This window comes from Cyclobacterium sp. 1_MG-2023 (genome assembly GCF_030546805.1).
Lineage (GTDB): Bacteria > Bacteroidota > Bacteroidia > Cytophagales > Cyclobacteriaceae > Cyclobacterium.
The window spans coordinates 458,052-476,863 of record NZ_JAUOPC010000003.1 but is presented as its reverse complement, the minus strand read 5'-3'; the positions used below and the strand labels follow the sequence as shown (position 1 = coordinate 476,863).

20 protein-coding genes and 1 pseudogene are annotated in these 18,812 nt (G+C 40.4%); 1 reads left to right on the top strand and 20 read right to left on the bottom strand.

Annotation, left to right across the window (positions count from 1 at the left end; all coding sequences use genetic code 11):
* Positions 1-30 precede the first annotated feature (30 nt).
* The 19 genes from Q4534_RS06495 to Q4534_RS06405 all read right to left on the bottom strand — a co-directional run bounded on the left by Q4534_RS06495 (position 31) and on the right by Q4534_RS06405 (position 15,987).
* Positions 31-2,013, bottom strand: a complete 1,983-nt coding sequence (locus Q4534_RS06495; RefSeq protein WP_303612351.1) for a type IV secretion system DNA-binding domain-containing protein — start codon at positions 2,011-2,013, stop codon at positions 31-33.
* Positions 2,014-2,279: 266 nt separating this feature from the next.
* Positions 2,280-3,122, bottom strand: a complete 843-nt coding sequence (gene traN, locus Q4534_RS06490; protein WP_303612350.1) for a conjugative transposon protein TraN — start codon at positions 3,120-3,122, stop codon at positions 2,280-2,282.
* Positions 3,123-3,135: 13 nt separating this feature from the next.
* Entirely contained in the window at positions 3,136-4,332 is a 1,197-nt protein-coding gene (locus Q4534_RS06485; RefSeq protein ID WP_303612349.1) for a conjugative transposon protein TraM, read from the bottom strand.
* Complete coding sequence (locus Q4534_RS06480) at positions 4,322-4,762, bottom strand: hypothetical protein (protein ID WP_303612348.1); 441 nt, start codon at positions 4,760-4,762, stop codon at positions 4,322-4,324. The genes Q4534_RS06485 and Q4534_RS06480 overlap by 11 nt, the downstream gene beginning before the upstream one ends.
* Complete coding sequence (gene traK / locus Q4534_RS06475) at positions 4,740-5,351, bottom strand: conjugative transposon protein TraK (protein ID WP_303612347.1); 612 nt, start codon at positions 5,349-5,351, stop codon at positions 4,740-4,742. Before traK ends, Q4534_RS06480 begins: the two co-directional genes overlap by 23 nt.
* Before the next feature lie 11 nt (positions 5,352-5,362).
* A complete protein-coding gene (locus tag Q4534_RS06470; RefSeq protein ID WP_303612346.1) occupies positions 5,363-6,535 on the bottom strand; it encodes a plasmid transfer protein in 1,173 nt (390 codons plus the stop codon).
* Positions 6,532-7,332: a hypothetical protein gene (locus Q4534_RS06465; protein WP_303612345.1), complete on the bottom strand. Its 801-nt coding sequence runs from the start codon at positions 7,330-7,332 to the stop codon at positions 6,532-6,534. The genes Q4534_RS06470 and Q4534_RS06465 overlap by 4 nt, the downstream gene beginning before the upstream one ends.
* The gene (locus Q4534_RS06460; protein ID WP_303612344.1) at positions 7,329-7,988 is read right to left on the bottom strand and encodes a hypothetical protein; all 660 of its coding nucleotides are present in this window, start codon (positions 7,986-7,988) and stop codon (positions 7,329-7,331) included. Before Q4534_RS06460 ends, Q4534_RS06465 begins: the two co-directional genes overlap by 4 nt.
* Positions 7,985-8,632, bottom strand: coding sequence for a hypothetical protein (locus Q4534_RS06455; protein WP_303612343.1), 648 nt, complete (start codon positions 8,630-8,632; stop codon positions 7,985-7,987). The genes Q4534_RS06460 and Q4534_RS06455 overlap by 4 nt, the downstream gene beginning before the upstream one ends.
* Positions 8,633-8,635: 3 nt before the next feature.
* On the bottom strand, positions 8,636-9,295 hold the full coding sequence (locus Q4534_RS06450) for a hypothetical protein (protein WP_303612342.1): 660 nt from the start codon (positions 9,293-9,295) through the stop codon (positions 8,636-8,638).
* An 11-nt stretch (positions 9,296-9,306) separates the two neighbouring features.
* Positions 9,307-11,805, bottom strand: a complete 2,499-nt coding sequence (locus Q4534_RS06445) for a TraG family conjugative transposon ATPase (RefSeq protein ID WP_303612341.1) — start codon at positions 11,803-11,805, stop codon at positions 9,307-9,309.
* A gap of 7 nt (positions 11,806-11,812) precedes the next feature.
* Entirely contained in the window at positions 11,813-12,043 is a 231-nt protein-coding gene (locus Q4534_RS06440) for a DUF4133 domain-containing protein (protein WP_303612340.1), read from the bottom strand.
* 44 nt (positions 12,044-12,087) lie between these two features.
* The gene (locus tag Q4534_RS06435) at positions 12,088-12,393 is read right to left on the bottom strand and encodes a DUF4134 domain-containing protein (protein WP_303612339.1); all 306 of its coding nucleotides are present in this window, start codon (positions 12,391-12,393) and stop codon (positions 12,088-12,090) included.
* 54 nt (positions 12,394-12,447) lie between these two features.
* Positions 12,448-12,768, bottom strand: coding sequence for a DUF4134 family protein (locus Q4534_RS06430; RefSeq protein ID WP_303612338.1), 321 nt, complete (start codon positions 12,766-12,768; stop codon positions 12,448-12,450).
* A gap of 1 nt (position 12,769) precedes the next feature.
* On the bottom strand, positions 12,770-13,117 hold the full coding sequence (locus tag Q4534_RS06425; protein ID WP_303612337.1) for a hypothetical protein: 348 nt from the start codon (positions 13,115-13,117) through the stop codon (positions 12,770-12,772).
* Position 13,118: 1 nt separating this feature from the next.
* Positions 13,119-13,439 carry a hypothetical protein gene (locus tag Q4534_RS06420; protein WP_303612336.1) on the bottom strand — a complete coding sequence of 107 codons (321 nt, stop codon included), beginning with the start codon at positions 13,437-13,439 and terminating at the stop codon, positions 13,119-13,121.
* Between the two features lie 8 nt (positions 13,440-13,447).
* Positions 13,448-14,092 carry a ParA family protein gene (locus Q4534_RS06415; protein ID WP_303612335.1) on the bottom strand — a complete coding sequence of 215 codons (645 nt, stop codon included), beginning with the start codon at positions 14,090-14,092 and terminating at the stop codon, positions 13,448-13,450.
* A 12-nt stretch (positions 14,093-14,104) separates the two neighbouring features.
* On the bottom strand, positions 14,105-15,607 hold the full coding sequence (locus tag Q4534_RS06410) for a relaxase/mobilization nuclease domain-containing protein (RefSeq protein WP_303612334.1): 1,503 nt from the start codon (positions 15,605-15,607) through the stop codon (positions 14,105-14,107).
* The gene (locus tag Q4534_RS06405) at positions 15,607-15,987 is read right to left on the bottom strand and encodes a plasmid mobilization protein (protein ID WP_303612333.1); all 381 of its coding nucleotides are present in this window, start codon (positions 15,985-15,987) and stop codon (positions 15,607-15,609) included. The genes Q4534_RS06410 and Q4534_RS06405 overlap by 1 nt, the downstream gene beginning before the upstream one ends.
* 281 nt (positions 15,988-16,268) lie before the next feature.
* On the opposite strand from Q4534_RS06405, the pseudogene Q4534_RS06400 reads away from it, so the two are divergent.
* Positions 16,269-16,406: pseudogene (locus tag Q4534_RS06400) on the top strand (tyrosine-type recombinase/integrase); the annotation flags it as partial.
* A 441-nt stretch (positions 16,407-16,847) separates the two neighbouring features.
* On the opposite strand, the gene Q4534_RS06395 reads toward Q4534_RS06400, so the two are convergent.
* On the bottom strand, positions 16,848-18,812 hold the full coding sequence (locus tag Q4534_RS06395; protein WP_303612331.1) for a hypothetical protein: 1,965 nt from the start codon (positions 18,810-18,812) through the stop codon (positions 16,848-16,850).

The following is an 18,812-nucleotide window of genomic DNA, read 5'->3' as shown; positions in this document are numbered from 1 at the left end:
AATAGGTATATTTTATATAGTTTAATTTACTTAAACAGATGCGGTATAGTAATCGATAATGTTCTCTACTTCTTCCCTGACCCGCATAAAATTCTGGGTCAACACTTGTTCTTTTTTTCCATTAAAGTCATAGCATTTCGGAATGGGTCGGTAATTTCTTTCCTCGTGTTTTATTTCCTGAGGGTCAAGATTAGCCCTGCAGTGAATATTGGAGGTTTTATAGCTGCCATTGAATTTACCGGCATCAGCCGCCAATAGCCCCACCAGCTCTCCTGTCTGCATACCGGCAATTTTTCCTGCTGGGATCAGGGGATCGTATTTTTCACTCAATGAAATGGATGTTTTGGTACGGTCAATAGAAACACTTTCTCCCAGTTGTTTTCGTTTTCCAAACATCCGTTCAAGCCATTCCAGCGTTTCCTTGTTCCGCACTGATCCGCTCAACACATTGCCGATTACGGCTGTCATGGTGGTGGCGGTATCCTTGCCCTGAAGTTGCTTCAGCTGAGGAAGTTCTTGCAAACCCAATAACACAGCTACCTTATTGCTTCTGGCGGTAGAAATCAAATTCTCCACCCGATGGATATAAAGGGTTGGTGCTTCATCTGCCACAATGGCTACAGGCAAATTGCCTTTGGTATTGATCAGGCGTGTCAGTCGGTTTACAATCACAGAATAACAAGTGGAATTGATGTTTTGGGTGGATGGACTGTTGGCCAGCACCAATATGGCCGGAGATTTGGGATCTGAAATTTTCAGATCAAAATCATCTCCGGAAAACACCCAAGCTGTTTCTTTAGTATTCAATCTGGAGATAAAGATTTTCAAAGTACCCACCTGACCTTCCAATTGCTCAAAGGCTCTTTTCTCCAGGGCACTTCGAAATGGACTCAGCAAAGATTCCAGTTCCGGTAATGTCGATAAACAGGTAAATATTTCTTCATAAGTCCTATTTAAAAAAGCAAGGAGGTGTGCAAAAGTTGAGTATTTACCTTCTTGATGCCTTGAAACAAAATAAATGGCTGAGGCCAAGAAATTGACAGCGGATTGGGTGAAAAATTTATCTGAACCACCGGAAGATTCCGTTTTCTGTAGGGATTCTACAATGGCTTCTGCAGTCTCTGAAGCATCCGCCAGAGTTTGGAGGTATTCAGGTTTCAGAGGATTGATCCGCTTAGAATACTCTACCTGATCCATATTCACTACCAAAAATCTATGGTTTTGGATTTTTCCATTCTGTTTGGCCAATAAATAATGATGATAAGCAATCTGCCCCAAATCCGGAAATTTAAAGTCATAAAGACACATGGTATAGCCTTTGGCTATCATTTGTCGGATGAAAGGATTTACCACACTGTATGACTTACCACTTCCAGGGGTTCCAATCAGCAGGGTACCTCTGAAAGGATTGACAATATTGATCCAACCATTCCGAATCCGCTTTTTATAATAAAACTGCATGGGTATATTGACCGAGTAGGGCGTATTAATTTTTTCCTTCTCCTGCATAAAAGACTCACCTTCAATGTTCCATTCATCTTTTCCCAGTCCACTCTTGATCAGTTTGGAAACATTGTCTAAAGAGGTATGGATCAATACCGCTCCCAGCAGGGATGAAATGCCAAAGGCTAGATCAGGCCAGCTGGTATAAGGTAAGATTATGGCTTTGGTTTCAATGGAATAGAAAAACAGTGAGCCAAAGAAAAAACCAAACCCTAAAATCATAGGAAATACAATTTGCTTCTTGGGATTTAGATTCAATTCCTTTTTTGAAAGGGTACCAATGGCTGCCAAAAAGAGGACCAATAAAATGGCCAATTTACTGTAAAGAAGATTTTGATAAATAGGTAAATTCATCAATTTATCTACAAGGGGCACAAGCTGGCTGCCCACTCCTTCCTCCAACAGCAACTTATGGCTATAGATAAAGAGAAATATTTCAAGGAAAACCATGCTGTAGACCATAAACTGGATCAATCCATGGAGCTTTTCCAATTGTCTTTTCTGTTCCATTTATTTCAGGTTTTTAGATAACATAAACTAACATCACAATGGCCCGTTGCGCCTTGTTGATAGGCAATGTCTGATTTCAGTCCCCAATTTCATTCACTTTTATAAATCCCAAAACCGTATTAAGGGAGCTAAAATGCACCTGGTTTATAGGAAGTAGATTAAGGAATTGAAGGGCATGCAGTTCTACCCTATCTGGCGATTCCTCATTTACAATCTACTTTTGATCAGACCTCTAATAGATACTAATCACACTGTTAAAGGAATTCCTATAAAGTGTCTGCACTCAGTAGGTCGAAATAATCGATTTCAAGTATCAAATTTCTTCCGGACAATTGTTTTTCGGTTAGTTCTATGGAAAGCACCTTGTTATTGGGAAAGGAAAATTTTTCCAACACATAAATGTTTCGATACTTCCGTTTGAAGTTTTCCTTTTCAAAAAGGGTAAATACAGGCTCCATTTCTATGGACTGTACATTGGTAGCCTTAGCTATTTTTTTGTCTTCTACTCTAAACCTGATCTGGTCAACATCAAATTTCAGATTGGTTTCATTGGTGTAGGTAATGTCCAGAAAAATGTAATCATCCAGGGTATGGATATGGTTGACATTGCCAGTGATGCCATATTGGGAATTGTAAAGGCCAGTTTCATCCTCTTTTCTCTTATAGGCATCCATAGAAAACTCTCTCAATTCATTTTGAGTAAGCGGTACCAGCCCAATACCTAAAGGACTCATGTTTTCAGGGGTGATTTCTAGCAATGTGGGCAAATCCTGATTGCCTGAAGCATATTGCACTTCATATTGGGCTATGAACTTCTGGCCGACAATGGTCACTACTCCAAGATTCTGCTTAGATTCCATATTGTCTGCTGCACTGATTTCCTGCATTTTAATACGGAAAACATTGTCCAAAGGCAAATCACCCACCAGTCCTTCGCTGGAAATATCTACATACTGTATCGGTTCGGGAGAATTAAAATGGAGGGTTATGTTTTCTCGGATGTATAACTTTTCTCTATTGGAATGGGAATGGTTAGCACCATTTTCCTGGGCAATTGTTGCAAAGCCCAATAGGTTGCAAAGGCACATTATTATGATTAATCTTTTCATATCATTATGGGTTTTAGTTTGAAAGAATGTCCGGGTTCAATTGTTCCGGATCAATAAGATAGATGACAGTGCCATATTTTAAGTTGGCCTTGTTTTGCCGAATCCGTTTGGACATGGCCTGGGAACTGGAGGTAAAAACTTTTTGAAGGGCGGACAAGTACATTTGATTCATGGAAGAGGCTCCTTGATTCATCTGAAGGTTCATCCCTCCTGTAACATTGCCTCCGAGGTCTTTTGAAAATTCCCTAAAGGAACTGGCAGGTACATACAGCCCTTCCATGCCGTCTTGATCATAGATATTTAAGGCAATGGGTAAAATTTCATTTCCAACCATCACACTGCTGACAGTCAATTTTACTCGTTGTGCCTCATAGCCACTGATCCAAGCATAGAGGTAGGTCCCTTTAGGAAGTTCCCTTGCACCGATCTGAATATCTTCCAGTAAGCGGATCCTGATTCTTTCCCCCAAAGTACCTTTGCGGATTTCCTGATCAACGATTGCCTGGATGAAAGAACTTTGGGAAACTTTCCTTACGGTATTGAAATGTTTATCTGTATGGCTGGTCTTGGAAACCTTTAGCCTGGGTTTTTGGGGAACTTGGGTCTCCCTTTCAATTTCGGTTTCAGCAACTTGAAGTGCTGGATCATTGGCTTTTGAGATGGAATCCACAAGGGCCATTTGAGCCCGAAAAAGGTCCATGGGATCGGCATACCTTGGCTCCTCTTTGGTATCCTGTTGGCTTTCCATTTGATTAATTGCCTGAAGAATAAGTTCATCTTCGTCGGTTTGGGCAGAAGGATTCTTTTTGACTTCCAAATCAGACGCTGGTCTACTTTCTATTTGTGGACCAGGTTGGTTAAGGGTGTTTTTTAAAGCCAAATCAATGGAATCCAGCATCCTTTTTTCTGCTTCATTGTATTGGGAAAGGATTTCATCTTCCTGTTCGACTTCAACCCTCATGTTTTTGATGGCTGTGTACCCATCCGCTCTTTTGTATCTGGACCTGAATGCATCGAGTTTGCCATCGATACCCCGGTTTCGAACCTGATCAGAAACCTTTCCTACACTTTCCTGCAGGTCTGCTTTTCCACTGTCATCTTCCTTTTCTTCTTCGCTATAAAAAGACTGCATGCCAGAATTCAGCAAAAGCATAAAGGGCAACAGTATCAGCGGCAAGATATATTTTGGTTGTTTGAAGTCAATCTTCATGGTCTTTTGAGTTTAATTTTTGATACTTTTCAAGTTCAGAAATGGCATTTTCAAGAAAAATGCTGTCTTGTACATTAATTTTTTCCTGAGCAATTATTCTTTCTACTTCATGCTTTAGCTGCCCTATTCTCTTTGCCTCATTACCAATTTTAAAAAGCGCAGAAACTTCATCAGCTACTCCGGATCCCAGTACTTTAGCCTCCTCCATAAGTTGGCGTGGTTCCGGTTGTTTAGAACCATTAAAAGGCAGGATGAAAAAAGCGAGCAAAGCAGAAACAAGAAGGCTGAACACCATCCCCGAAAAGCATTGTTTGGGATACTTATCCAATATTTTACTGATGCGTTTTCTTCCCCTATCATGCAGGGTACTGAACTCCTTTCTTATTTCTGTGAAGAGCGTTTTATTCTTAGAAGGTGTTTTTCGAAACATGGCTTAGGTCTTTGTTTTCCAGTGTTTTCCAATTGGTGATCAAAACTCCATGGCTGTTGTTTTCTGATCTTGGGATATCCATCAAATACCCTTCTGTAATCAGGGACCTGGTGATTGTGGCACTTCTCCTTTCGATTTTCTGCTTGCCATAGAAAGTAAATTTATTGCTGGGTTCCAGGGCAATGGAATCCGTCTGTAGGGTCAGTACCGAACTGGAACTGAGAATGGAATTAAAATAGCCCCTTTCTTTCAGGTTGTTGTATTGCAGCACACCTGATTCATCTGCCAGGTACATGGCCTTTTTCATTTGGTATTCAATGTGTTTGTCATCCGGAGTCAGCGAGAAAAACAGGCTGTGAAACAGGTCCACTGCTGCCCTGTATTCGGCAGCCCTGTTCATTTGCATATTTGTCTGTTTGGCCAGAATGGGGATATTGTTGTCCAGGATATAAATGGATTGCCTTGCATTGGACACTTGCTTGTAAGCAAAAAATGAAACTCCAATACAGATTATAACGGCAGTAATAAAGCTCCCTAAGGACAAATAAGTAGCTAGTTTAATTTTCGATTCTATGTTTTTAATGATCATGGTATTGAAATTTATTTTCCTAAAATCCCTCTAACTGACATCCGGGAAGCCGTTCTGCTAAGAGTGGAACCCGTCCTTCCCATAGTGGCGGAAGCTGAGGTAACACCCGAGGTACTGATGATCCAGGTGGAGATGGAGGGTACTGTGGTGATAGCGATTGCTCCCACCAAAAAACTTACGATGACCAAGCCAAAGGAAAGAATGCCATTTCCTGCCATCCATGCCAATTTGGACAAAACTTCATCTCCACCGGAGGTATCCAGCAGTGCTTCATATTTCTGAATTTCCTGTAGAAACGCATATTCCTGCATCAACCCACACACGTATAAAACCAGATAGGCAATGCCCACATACAGATTGACTGCTACAAAACGGGCAATCCATGTGGTAAAGGCATCCCGAAAGGCCGGCAACACGCTTACGGCCAATGAAAAGGGACCCAAAATCACCAGAATTGTTGAATAGATGATTTGAATGAAAAAAACAAAATAGACACAGATTCTTAAAATCCAGATGGCCAATAATTCCAGCAACTGGGTGACCAATAGCTGCATATTGGTCTGCATCCTAATTTTCATCTGTACCAGCGGGCCATATACATTGTCGGTAAAAAAGCCTTTGACCCCATCCACCATCACTGTACCCAGGCCTTTGTCTGCTTCCTCGGCTTGTTGGGATGCCAATTCAGTGGTTGCCTGGTATTCAACCATTTTGTCAGCCACCTGAATAATATACACCGCACGGTCCAGCCTTAAGGCATTGATCCGTTCGTTTTGGGTAGAAAACATGGCTTCTGTTTTTGCGGAAATCAGGTCGGTGGGAAAAGCAATTATCCTACAGAACATGCCCCACCACATGGTCAGCATCAACAAGCCAAATGGTCTCAAAAGTGGCATGATTTCCATTTTCTTATCCCCCACCATCATTTCATAAGATTTAATCGAAAAGAAAATCAGCATAAAAATGCAGGCCAGGGCCTGGGCATCCTGTATAAATGGTCCAAAATGAGAATAGGCATAATCGCGCATTCCTTCAAAAAAACGCATGACTCCTCGATCATATACACCATTTCCCTGTAGAAAGGAAATGGCTTCCTTGTACTCTTCTGGGGGAACGGGTACCTGGCCATGTGCCATGGGTAGCATCAAAAGGATAAAAATGTGTGTGGTTCCAGTTTTTTTCATCGCAGTATGATTCTTCTTTGTAAAATTCCAGAAAGGATTTCTTCCTCTTGATCTGCTTGCTCCAATAATTGTCCTTTGCTGTTTTGCCTTTTTATCATGCTATTCCGGAAAGCCAGCATTTTCTGTGATAGGGCCAATTTGTACTCCCAGTTGCTTTGGAGTTTCCTCAGATCCAATAAAATCCTGTGGTACATAAGCATTCGTTGCCCTCTTTCCATATCTTGCGTTTTTGCAAACCCGTACCTTTCTTCAAGACTATTCATCCTTTCCAGGTACCAGTCATATGCACCATTTTGAAGCATATATTCCTTTACCTCTGTGGCACTGTTTTGGAAAGCATGGGTTTCAATATTGTCAAGCGGAGCGAGCTCATTTTTGTAATAGAGTAAGTACAATGGGTCTGATCCTGACAAGGCACCGGATATGCGCTTTATCTCCCGAAGTGCCATATTTTTAACCGTATCAGCTTGCTGTTTGTAATAATCTGAGGAGATTTTCATGGCAGCGGCCAATCCAAGTCTTTGGGTCTGCTCCCCGGAAGTAGAAAGAGGTCTTCTGTCCAGATCGGGATAATCGGGATGCAAGGCCCAGGTTAAAAACCAATTGGAATTCGTAGGAATACCCAGAAAGCGCTTAGGACCGGGAAGGAAACGGTCTTCATCCCATTGCTTGAATACCATCCTTTCCTGTTGTGCAACAACCGCTTTGTCCTGAATTGGTGTCTGTGCTATAGCTATAGTCATATTAAGTAAGAATAGTCCAAGGATTAATATTTTAATTTTTCTTTTCTTATTCATCGAAGGCTTTGTTTATGGATAAGGATTTGGTTGACTAGATTTAGGTTCTGATCGATATCTGCCTGGTAAGGATTAAGTCTTTTTAGTACACCATTGATATTTGCCCAATACATGGAATTTCTCACTGCCAGAAGGTAGCTGGCAATGAGGTCAATTTCATTCTGGATTTTCACCAACAATTGATCCCTCACATTGAGGTTAATCAGTAAATTTTTGCCTTCAGCCAGAACAAAAGCCGAAACCTCTGATACCAGTAAAAAACTTCTTTCCTTTGCTTGGCGAATATAGGCTTCAGCAAAAAGGAGTAGAACAGGGTTCTTAGAAGCAATGGTCATGGTTTCATCGCTTAAAGAATAGATTCTTTGCAACGTCTTCCCTATCTGTTTTACCTGAATGGCATCCTTCAGCCCTTCATTTACCTGGCCCAAGGACCGGTAAATCATGGTTTCTACCAGTGCAAGGCTGGACACATTCAAGCCAATGTCATCGGTATTTTCCTGAATTCTCGTAAGGCTTTCCTGGTAGCCAATTTCTGATACATTTCTGATGGCAGCATTTTCGTTTACAATCAAAAAATGCTCACGGTCAAATACCACCGTTTGAGCTGACAGCGGAAAGGAATTAGCCAAAAGAAAGAAGATCAGAAGTTGTTTCATTTTTTTATCAGTTGAGCGTTTTTCAATATTTCATCTACTGTTTCTGAGCCTTCCAAAAGGAATTCGGGATAGGGATTCCCTCCTGATTTCTGACGGATATAGGACTCCAAACTTTTAGAGGTAGCCAGAGAGAGTCTATTGATTGACCTCAGCTCATGCAAAACGTGCTGCAATAACAAGCGCCTATCGGAAACCTTCATTTTATTGAGGTCCCCAATAGAAGCCATTAAGCCTATCAGGTAATTCATCAGGGAATAGGAATGCTTGACGAATAGCTTTTCTGTTTCTAATGCCAGGGGAATTACCAAAGGATCACTTTGGCAATAAAAAACAATTTGCTCCTGATGGTCAATGATAGCTCTTAAAAGTGGATTTGCCGACACGGCAAGACCAACAGCTTCCACCAATAGCTGAAGCTTAGCAAATCGCTCCTGAACTGCCCGATATTTTTCCTTGACCTGGCCCATCAGGTTTCTATTCACTTCTTCATTAATGGTGTTTCTTGCTTGATTGGCCTTCGCTTCGGATTGCTTTTCGTGTTCATTTTTGGAGTCTTCTACCAACTGATGCAGCAGGGCAATATTGACCTGTGCTGCCACAGGGAAAGAGAAGGAAAGTGCCAATACGATCAGGAGGACTTTCATGGCTTATCGGTTAAGGGTTTCTCTTTTTCTAAGGATATCATCCATTATGGCAAGGTCCATTTCTATATAGCCCTGAAAAGGATTTAGTGAATTGAAAAGCCCCCTCATGCTTGCAAAATGCATGGAACGGTACATTCCATAAGAGTAAGACCTCAGGATCAGTAGTTCATTTAAAATAGTATTGAGGATTTTTGCTCGTTCCCCTGCATCCATTAGATTTTCCTTGCCTCCTTTGAGTGCAAATTGCTGTACTTCCAAAGCCAATGCAGTAGCTCTTTGCTGAAACATTGTGGCGTTCTGCTCTGCGAAAACAATAAATTCGGGATTTTCTTTGGCCAGCTCCATGATGTCCCTGACATCTCCGGAAATGCCACTCGCAATTCGTGCAATCTCCCTCACATTGGCTAGGTTGGTAAGGATAGCACTCACTTCGGTCAATCCCGCATAAAGCTTTTCCTGTAGGGTATTCACCACGGAAAGTTTTCCAGTGACAGCCAGTTGACCTTTTTCTATTAAAGTCAGTCTTTCATTGGTCTTGTTGAGTTGGTTGTTAATCACGGCTGCATGGGTAGCCTGCGCTCCCGAAACAGCCGGATCAACATAAACTTGCGCCTCCAACCATCCGCTGGTGAAAATGAACAAAAGAAATGTCAAAGTTTTCATGCTGTAATTGTTTAGTCAGTAAATTCTTTTTTTTCTGCATAAGGAATTCCCAATTGGTTGACCAGAGAGAAAAAACGGTTCAATTCCATTTTTGAATTTTCATAATCCCTTACAAAGTGATCCAAGCCCTCCTGATAGCTACCAAAGCGATCTGTATAGATTTCCACAGCTGCCTTTTCCGGCTTTTCAGTGGTATAGGTCAAATACTGTTGCAGGGATACTTCTACGCCATATACCTCTCCGCTTGCCCCTCTTCGGATGTAAACCTCCTTGAATCTGCCCCGACCTTCCGTGTTGTCAAACTGGTTGATGGTAAAAATCTTTTTCCTTTCATGCTCATTGATTGAAAGCAGGGAGGCTATTTCATCATAATGATCTTTGAATTTTGCCTGGTCCAGCAAAATGATGGTATCTGAATTGTTTACAATGCTGTCTTTTACCACGGTGTTTCCTATGATGTCGCCCAACTCCTGGGTCACTACAATGGCTTCTCCCCAGAATTTCCGGACCGTCTTGTACAGGTAAAGAATATAGTTGGCCATAAGTGGTGAGGCGATGGCTTTCCAGGCTTCTTCAATGATGAGTGCTTTCCGCTGCTTGCTCCGAAACCGCATTTTTTGAATGAATACATCCATGATAATCAAGGTGACAATAGGGAACAGCACCTTGTGCTCCTTGATGGAATCTATTTCAAAAACGATAAATGCTTCTCTAAACAAGGACTGATCTACCTCTTCATTCAATAGGCTACCATACTCCCCTCCTTTGTAAAATTTCTTGAGCACAAACCTGAACTCATCTATATTGAAAGGAATATTTTCCTTTTGAATCAATTCAGGAATGAATGTCAGTGCAAATTCATAAAAGCTATTAAAACAAGGGCGGTCAATTTTTGATACCTCATCAAAATACACCTGAAAGTAAGCTGAAATGGTATTGGAGATTACATCGGATTCTACCTGGGAGATCTTACCTTCCGCGGACTTCCACAGTACACTAATCAAGGTAAGCAGGGCATCCTTTTTTTCGATGTTGTATTCTTCCCTGGTAATGGCAAATGGATTGGTGGTAATGGGATTCTTTTCTGAATAGGTAATGTATTTGCCCCCATAATAGGCACAAAGACCGGAATAGGAATGACCAGTATCCACGATAACCACGTCCATCAGCCACCTTGGTGTTTCACTTTTATTGTACATGCAGTACTGTTCTACCAGCGCATTCATAAAAAATGATTTCCCTGATCCAGAGGGTCCCAAGACAAATTTATTTCTGTTATTGATCCGGTTGGTCTGCATGGGCAAGTCTGCGGGATCAATCTTTACCGGAATGCCCTGTCGGTCCGTTAGCCTGATTTGAAAATTACTGATCTCATCCTCACTCATGGATTCCTTAAAGAAGAAGCACAAGGCTGCATCTGAGGTGGTCAGGAAAAAATCGTATGGTTTCAGTTCTGTAGTGTTGCAGGGCAAAACGGTTCTGAACAATTCCAGTTGATTGTAAGCATTTTTTGACGGAATAATCCCCTGTTGTAAAAGGGAAGACTCAATAAAATTAGAGGTTCCCTGAATCAACTCTTTTTCTCCGGACACCAGAATGTTAAAATGAGAATTGACCAGCAACTGATTGTTTCTTGCGATGTCTTCCAATAATTGGTCAATGTCTTCCACACACATATTGTTGGCCGAATCAGGAATTCCTGAATGCCTTTTTCGTTTCAGTTCCAATTTCCTTTGGGTGCTGGTCTGAGGTACAATTTCAATCACCTGATTGTAAATAATGGTTTTAAAATGCGGAACAGAAAACAAAAACCCCATATTATCGATCGGAAAACCTTTCAAACTTTCCTTGTCTGACCTTTCCATATGGGTATCCACCACTTGGGGCAGGTCGATGGTGTCTGTGTTGACCAAACTGATAGAGCGGACTGCTGTATCCCCCATTTCAAGCTGTTCATCTCCTGCAAGCAGATTGTTCAGGCAAAGCTCTTTATCATAAAAATTCATTGAAAGAATCTGCCTGATGTACCGATTGATCTGATTTTGATTCAGCGCATTTACAGGTAACTGGCTTCGAACAAAGAGGTCTGCTACTTTGTCTATGGATTGTGTGAAATCATTTATCTGTTTCTGGCTGTAAGTGTAAAAACCGGTTTTTGCTCTTCTTGTAATCACCAAAAGCGTCTGATGGGAGGTGTAAACCCGACCTCTAAAATGCTCATCGTATTTCCTTTGCAGGTATTCTCCAGTGGAATTAGGGTTGAATTTTTTTCTGCTCAGAATGTCCTGTTTTTGTACGATGTATCCTTCCCCAAGAATTTTGATCGCATTGACGTAAAGTTGGTGAAAGTTGTCATAGTTTCCCGGATCAGCAGCATACTGCAGGACCGGGTTTTTCACTCCCAGAACTACCCCAAATTCACCTTTTTCATTGTATAGCACATCGTATCCATTGCTATGATCTATCCCGATATAGGGTAACTTAAAGGCTGTCTTTTTGCGCTTTGGCATAATTAATTCACTTAAGGTCGGTAGGGTGTAGAAACACTCCTTGATTTCGTGTTTTATTGTGCAGGCCTTTTTTCTGTTTTAGGCTGGTAAAATAAAGGCCACCTATAATGGTACTGATGGTGAGCAATCCGCCGAAAACCATATTGGTAAAGCTTCCGATCACCCCTCCCAGGACCAGGCCCATCACCAGGGATGAAATGCCCCAGCCGATGAATTTGCCCTGAAATCCTTTGTACATCAGGGGTTTTTGGAGTCCTTTGTATATGGGAAACCGCTTGCTCATCAAACTCCGAAAAAGGCCTTAATGACTACGCTCACCAATACCATAAACAAGCAGGATCCTCCCCAGCCCATCAGCTCTTTGTTGATGTCCTGATCTCCGCTATTCCATTTGATATAGACCCTTACGCCGCCGATGATTCCTACTACGGCGCCAATAACCAGGCAAAGAGAAGCCACAGGATCTACATAACCAATAAGGGAGGATTCTGCTGCTGTAATCCCCTGTACTCCCTGGGCTTTTGACTGGGCCAGGCCAATGAGTACCAATGCAAGGGTTCCGATAGCTTTTTTGTTGTTTTTATTCATGATTAGTTGATTTAAATGGATTGTTTTTTATGATTTAAAATTGATTGATCTTTTTTAGGCAATGGGTACCTGGTAAAGGGCACTTAAGAAGACTCCCAATACCGAAAGAAATATACAGGCCCCAAACCATCCTGCTACCTCGATATCGATGTTTCGCCTGCCCATTTGCCAGTTGTTATATATCCTCAATCCGCCCAGGAGGCCAAAGAGGGCCCCCAGGATCAGCACCGCACGAGAGAGTGCCCGAAAGTTTTGGGCCATTAGGTTTTTTCCTTCGTTGATCTCGGAGAGGCCCGGGGGTGTTTGGGCTGTCACTTCCAAACCGCCGACAGAAAAAATTAAGGTGACCATCAGTATGAGGGACAAGCTTTTCATTTCAGTAGACAAGATTTTTCTTCACCTCTATCATTTCATCCTGTGCCAGCCTAAACAGTTCTGTCATGCTGCTTACTCCTCCTGTGGATACATTGACATTTTCCCCATAGAGTTTCCATTGCTGGTTTTCCTGATCTTCTGACCTTTCAGTTGCTTTAAGGGAATCCTCACTTTGAAATGCTTCTTCATCAATAATGGTAGTTTGGGTTTCCTCTGGAAATTCCAGCAAGTCTTCATTTCCCCTGTGAAAGATTCCCTTTTGGGGTTTTAGTAGGTCAAGCACCACCAGTACCCCATAATAAAGCAGGTATCCAGATGCCAAAAATTTTATAAATTCAGTCCAGTTCATGTTAGAGTTTTTTAAATGATTTTCTGATCTCGTCTATCAGTTCCGGATGGTCCTGAAAGAAGCGGGTCAAAAGAAAATTGATAAATCGTGTTACATCCACGGAAAATACCGGGTACATCACTTTCAGAATTTCCTCACTTTTCTCATCGATTTTGATCAGCCGCTTTTTGTCACCATCAATTTTCAGGTCCCTGACCTGCTCCAACAAAAGGTCTATATCCCTATCCAGTGAAGCAGGTTTATTCTGTTTATTTGCAGGAAGGGTTCTTTCCTTTCCGTTCTTTTTCACTGATGTATGACCATTGGGGCGGAAATTGCTCATCAGTGTTTTTATGTAATCATCTTGTGCCATGCCGGGTCTATGTATTCGTTATAAATGGATTCAAAAACAGGTTCGATTACCTCTATGATATTCGAAGGAATGTCATAGGTAGTGATGCGCTGGAAATCTATCCTTTCAGTAATGCTGCTGGTGACTGCCCCGAAATTTTTCAGTGCGTCCTGAACCGATTTCATGGTTTCGTATTTCACACTGCTACGCACCCTATTGGGAATAAATATGATTTTAGCATTCGGGTTAATTTTTTTGATTACAAAGGAAAACTCGATGGTAGAGGACACGGAGTATTCGTCATAACTGAAGGGGCATAGGATGAGGTCCGATTTTTGGAATACCGGAACAAGTTCGTCATCATCCATTTTACCCGCCAGGTCAATGATGCTGACCTGATTTTCTTTTTTGTTGTCCTTTTTTTGTATGGCATTAAATTGAGACAATTCGGCAGCCTCTACGGGATACAATGGCGTGTTTTCAATCACTTCTGCAGCCTGGGCCTTGTTGTAAAGCGACCGTTGGAAGTCCATGTCATAGACCTTAACCGCTTTGTTTTTGGCCAAGGTTAGGTAGTTGGAAAATAGCACCGAAAGGGTACTTTTACCGACTCCTCCTTTTTGGTTTGCGAATAGAATTATCATATGCATTGGTTTTTATCTGATGCTTCTCTTTTTGTTGTCTTTATCTTTGTTCCTTCTCCTTCCATGCATTGCCTCATCGTCCACATCCTGATGGATGTCCAGGTTAAAAGTGGAAAGTGGGGCCACTGTTTCCCTGTCTGGTTCAGCATATTCATTATCCGAAGTGAAGGGTAAAGTTTTTTTGTTGTCTGCTTGTATTCGTAATTGCAATCTTGATTCAGAACCTGATTCGATATAAGCTGCTTGTACTGTCCCATTTCGGAGAGGGACTTCCCAAAGTCTGGCAAATCTGTTGTATTCAATATTTTTCAGAATGGCTTCCAGCCGAATAAAAAACCGCTCCTGAGGGTCCAGTAAAAACAAGCGCTTTTCGTTTACCAGTAGGTGTAATTTGAATTCCTCAAGGCCCGTTTGGAGGTTGGGGTAATCTTCTAAAACAGATAGTAATTTCAACCGGTAAGCCGTATTTTCCGGAAAACGTTTGATTCGGAAAAGGGTATCTGAAGCTCCTATAATGCTTTTATACGCAGGAATATCTGATGGAAAAAGGAAATTGATTACTTTAACCTTATCCCTGGTTTCTTCCTGATTCAGGTTTTTAAGCGGATAGATTTCACCTCCCTTAAAGATGATTCTCCTGCTATGGTCGATAACCGTATAGCCATAAGGATTCTTGCCATCCCTGCCATGAAACAACATTTCTATCCCAAATTTTTCCTTGAGAAAGTCGGCCATTTCTGACCTGTAACCCTTTGGTTTACCAAGGCGATTGCCTTTCAGCGGTTCAAATATTGGAACAGGTTTGCTGCAGTAAACCTTCCTGTACTTTTCAAACAAGGCATGGAGCTGCTTTTTTCTTGCCTTGTCAATGGTATAGGCATTGGTCTTTTGCTTTATTTCCTTTAGGGAAAGTTCGACTTGTAGCAGTCCAAATTTATACAGGAACAATTTATCTTCTCTTTCCTGAAGGTTGTATCCCCGAGTTTCCAGGTATAACTTGGCCTGATTGAGGGTGGAAAATGAAAATGATTTTAACTGATCAATAATCTTCCTGCATTCCAGCCCAGGATTCCTTTCCATGATCTCCAGCATGCATTTTTGTGCCCTGATCCTTTCCATACTGTCGTTAATCTTTTTGCCGTCCTTGCCGATTCTGGAAGAGACCATATGGACATGGTTGTTTTTAGTATCTCCATGAAATACGACCAAGTAAGGATTATTGCCGTAGCCCATTTTTTCCAGCCACTTCTCTGCCATTTTGGTAAGTTCCTTCTTGTTGTATTCCCGTTCCTTGCAAGAAATCATGGCATGAAATTGTTTGTTTTGTACCCTGGTATTTCGATTAGAATGGGCTTTTAGAAAGGTTTTCATTTCAGCAGGGCTTACTTTTTGGGCCGATTGCAGGTAACCGAAATTTTTGAATTTCATCAGCTCACCTTTACCGGACTGCATTTTGTTGGTGTTGTAGGACACCCCTTTGAAAGTACTGGTGGATGATAGAATTTTGACTGTCATCAGCTGATGGATTTATAGATTTTTCGGAAAGTACTGTTCATGTCCTCCTGAAAGTCAAGGTACCGGGATAGCAGTGTATTAAACCTTACAAATACCTTGGGGTCCAGGTCACTTACCTTATGATATTGATTGGCATGTTTGGCCAGTTGGTTGATATTGTTGTTGACCCGGCCCTGCCCGGCTGCAAGGTCAGACAGGGTATTAAGCAATTTGTCTGTCTTAATAATGGATGCATCTCCCTGGATTTTCCGGATCAGGTTCCTGAGTGTATCACTTCTGGAGATACCTGCACTTCCAGCAAAATCATCCAGGAACTTTGCCTCTTGCTCTTTGAGCCTGAAGGTGATTTTGTGTGTTTTATTTTCCTGGGGATCCTTCATGTTTTTTAGGTTGTCTGGTTCTTGCTAATTATTGCCTGACCCAAAGAGAAGGAAAAAAAATAAGGAAGGAAATACGTAAAAAGGGCTATTTTATGCGAATACGTAGGTATGCGTATATAGAAATTTACGGTTATACAGGTATTTGGATATGTTGTTAAATGTAAAAAATGGTACGGATAGGTATGCTTTATTAAACCGCTTCGTACTATTGGATTTACGTAAATTATATGGTGAGGAGGCTAAAAGTATTTTTCCTTTAAGGCCTAAATGGTGTTCCCTACTCATCTTCCAGTCTGAAAAAAATAATGGATAAGGCAGCTTTACTCGTAGGGATAAAGAAAAAAATAACGCCACATACACTGCGCCACAGTTTTGCCACGCATTTGCTTGAAGCGGGAACAAATTTGCGCCATATATAAGTATTGTTGGGATACAATTCCAGCAAAACCACGGAAATTTATACGCATGTTGCCAAAAAATCCTTCAAAAACGTAAAAAACTGTTAGATTAAGGTATTTTTGTAAGGCTACTAAAGTGCACTGTACACTTTAGTCGTACGTTATGGCAATTTAAAAAAAGATATTATGGATCAAAAGGAAAAAAAAGAATTTGGAGAACCTTTTAAATTGGATAAAGGTTATGACTATTTAGTCATTTATTCCTACCCCCAGGACTCCTAAGTTGTATCTCTGGCATACAAAAAGGATACTCAAAAGCAGTAGATGCAGGAGCACCACTAGGATATGGAAAGTTTTGTAATTAAATGGTTCTTTGTACTGCAACTACAAATACAATTTTATATAATAGTTTTCAATCAGTGACGTAAAGCTTCTAATTATGAAATTGATTAATAAAATATATCATTCTATATTATATTTATAATCTGCAACTCCCTCAAAATACATTGAAATCTTACTTAACTTTTTTCTTTCTCTTAGACTCTTTTCTTCCGTTAAATCACTAGCACTACCAAATGAAAAATCCATGCTAAATGTCCAAGTTGCAAATGGACTCAAAAAATAGTAATCCTCACCATTTCCTAATAAATGTAATGAAACTTCATTAGTGCCTTTTTTAAGAGTATCAAAAGAGTTTCTACTTCGATGAGAAAAATTAAATTCATTACCAGATTTATCAATAAATGTTGGGTTTCCATGGTGTCTTAACAGCACGAATGTTGAATCCAATAATCTTCTAGTAAATATAAATTTAACCTTAACATTTTTCATTAATACTCTAGAGTAGTACTTGAATTTTGGGTCATCTGGAGACATGGTAAATGTAAGTCGTCCCGTTTTGTCAAAAACATCGAATTCTTGTCTCATTTCACTTCGCTGAAAAATTCGTGGTTCAGGTGAAATATCCTGAGGCACGCCGTTTCTTTGAACAATAAGATCTAGCAACTTTGATTTAAATGAAATATGGAACACCTTAAGTTGACCGATAGATCTATCCTTTAAATTTTTTGGCACCAAATTATTTTTTAAACCCCAATATTGCAATGACTTAAACTCCATTACAATAGCTTTTAATATATCTGATTTAATTCTTGTGACAGCTCTCTCAAAAAACACAACATATTCTGCCAATACGGGATTAAAAACTTGAACCAACCTACCTTCTACTTCACTAATTTCAGTTTGAATCTGATCATTTTCAGATTCAAGTTCTAACAACCTAGTGATTTTAGTGTCTATTTCTAATATTTTATTATTTCTTGTTTTAATTACACCCAAATATTGTCGCATCAATGCTAAATATGCCTTAGCTTCCTTAAGGTGGTAAAACTTTTTTACAGCTTCTTCAAAATTCCCTTCAGCCATTATTAGTTTTGCTCCATCTCTCTCTCTCTCTAGCGTTTCTTTTACTGAAGCATATCCATTTTTAATTTTATCAATCCCTCCATTAATGACTTTAAATTCTTTTACAAAATAACTGGCCTGATCCTTAAAAGTATCTTTTATTTCCTTTTTATCAATCATTCCTTGCATTTCTCCTAACGCAGCCATTCCTCCAGCAACTGCACCTACACCAGTGTAAATCGCTGCAATTGCAATTGCGGCTTTAGTCACATCTTCAAATCCGCATGCAGCTTCTCTTGACACGGCATCCTGAAACTCTCGTTTTGCATCATTTACTTTACTTTCTAATATTATTTCTTCCTCAAGAAGTAATACAACTTGTTTTCTAGTTTCTGAAACCTCGTCCTTTGATTGAACTGACTGAGATGAAATAATATCTTGTTTGCTTTCTAGATTATCAATAGCAATTCTAATTGCAGCTTTCTTTGTTAAATCATCTTGTTCTTTATCGACATAATCATTATATGCTTTTTCAATATCTGTTGCCAAATCTAACATCCCATCTATTGAGTTTTCATAAACAGAAACAGAAGTAAGAGGTACAAAATTCGGGTAATGACCATAATAATCTACCCCCTGGGACAACTGTATTAATAAAATATTGATTCTTCGCATAAGTACTGCGACTCTTTCTTCACTTTCATCAAATTGATCTTCTGAATTTTGGACAAGATCCACAGATTCCCTAGCAAGCGATTTACCTGATTCAACTAAATCACTCAGCCATAATAATTTTTCAGCTGCTATTTTTATTTCTCCATTTAGATAATCAATTTCAGCCTCATGCAATAACATCCTTACAAAAGAATAAGAATACTTACTTAATTGATCATCATAACTCAATTCCGTAATATCAAATTCTCCTTTGGCTCCTATTTCCCCATTTATTGATGGTGGAAAATTATCTAAACCATTTTCCCCATAATTCCCGCTAGCTGCTCTACTAGTTAAGTGACACTGCAT

What these genes read in the sequence shown, in the direction of transcription:
- Q4534_RS06445 (WP_303612341.1), bottom strand. Translation starts at nt 11,805, where the DNA reads ATGCCAAAGCGCAAAAAGACAGCCTTTAAGTTACCCTATATCGGGATA.
- Q4534_RS06470 (WP_303612346.1), bottom strand. Translation starts at nt 6,535, where the DNA reads ATGAAAAAAACTGGAACCACACACATTTTTATCCTTTTGATGCTACCC.
- Q4534_RS06480 (WP_303612348.1), bottom strand. Translation starts at nt 4,762, where the DNA reads ATGTTTCGAAAAACACCTTCTAAGAATAAAACGCTCTTCACAGAAATA.
- Q4534_RS06410 (WP_303612334.1), bottom strand. Translation starts at nt 15,607, where the DNA reads ATGACAGTCAAAATTCTATCATCCACCAGTACTTTCAAAGGGGTGTCC.
- Q4534_RS06460 (WP_303612344.1), bottom strand. Translation starts at nt 7,988, where the DNA reads ATGAAACAACTTCTGATCTTCTTTCTTTTGGCTAATTCCTTTCCGCTG.
- Q4534_RS06395 (WP_303612331.1), bottom strand. Translation starts at nt 18,812, where the DNA reads ATGCAGTGTCACTTAACTAGTAGAGCAGCTAGCGGGAATTATGGGGAA.
- Q4534_RS06465 (WP_303612345.1), bottom strand. Translation starts at nt 7,332, where the DNA reads ATGAATAAGAAAAGAAAAATTAAAATATTAATCCTTGGACTATTCTTA.
- traN (WP_303612350.1), bottom strand. Translation starts at nt 3,122, where the DNA reads ATGAAAAGATTAATCATAATAATGTGCCTTTGCAACCTATTGGGCTTT.
- Q4534_RS06425 (WP_303612337.1), bottom strand. Translation starts at nt 13,117, where the DNA reads ATGAACTGGACTGAATTTATAAAATTTTTGGCATCTGGATACCTGCTT.
- traK (WP_303612347.1), bottom strand. Translation starts at nt 5,351, where the DNA reads ATGATCATTAAAAACATAGAATCGAAAATTAAACTAGCTACTTATTTG.
- Q4534_RS06420 (WP_303612336.1), bottom strand. Translation starts at nt 13,439, where the DNA reads ATGAGCAATTTCCGCCCCAATGGTCATACATCAGTGAAAAAGAACGGA.
- Q4534_RS06440 (WP_303612340.1), bottom strand. Translation starts at nt 12,043, where the DNA reads ATGTACAAAGGATTTCAGGGCAAATTCATCGGCTGGGGCATTTCATCC.
- Q4534_RS06455 (WP_303612343.1), bottom strand. Translation starts at nt 8,632, where the DNA reads ATGAAAGTCCTCCTGATCGTATTGGCACTTTCCTTCTCTTTCCCTGTG.
- Q4534_RS06435 (WP_303612339.1), bottom strand. Translation starts at nt 12,393, where the DNA reads ATGAATAAAAACAACAAAAAAGCTATCGGAACCCTTGCATTGGTACTC.
- Q4534_RS06405 (WP_303612333.1), bottom strand. Translation starts at nt 15,987, where the DNA reads ATGAAGGATCCCCAGGAAAATAAAACACACAAAATCACCTTCAGGCTC.
- Q4534_RS06485 (WP_303612349.1), bottom strand. Translation starts at nt 4,332, where the DNA reads ATGAAGATTGACTTCAAACAACCAAAATATATCTTGCCGCTGATACTG.
- Q4534_RS06450 (WP_303612342.1), bottom strand. Translation starts at nt 9,295, where the DNA reads ATGAAAACTTTGACATTTCTTTTGTTCATTTTCACCAGCGGATGGTTG.
- Q4534_RS06430 (WP_303612338.1), bottom strand. Translation starts at nt 12,768, where the DNA reads ATGAAAAGCTTGTCCCTCATACTGATGGTCACCTTAATTTTTTCTGTC.
- Q4534_RS06495 (WP_303612351.1), bottom strand. Translation starts at nt 2,013, where the DNA reads ATGGAACAGAAAAGACAATTGGAAAAGCTCCATGGATTGATCCAGTTT.
- Q4534_RS06415 (WP_303612335.1), bottom strand. Translation starts at nt 14,092, where the DNA reads ATGATAATTCTATTCGCAAACCAAAAAGGAGGAGTCGGTAAAAGTACC.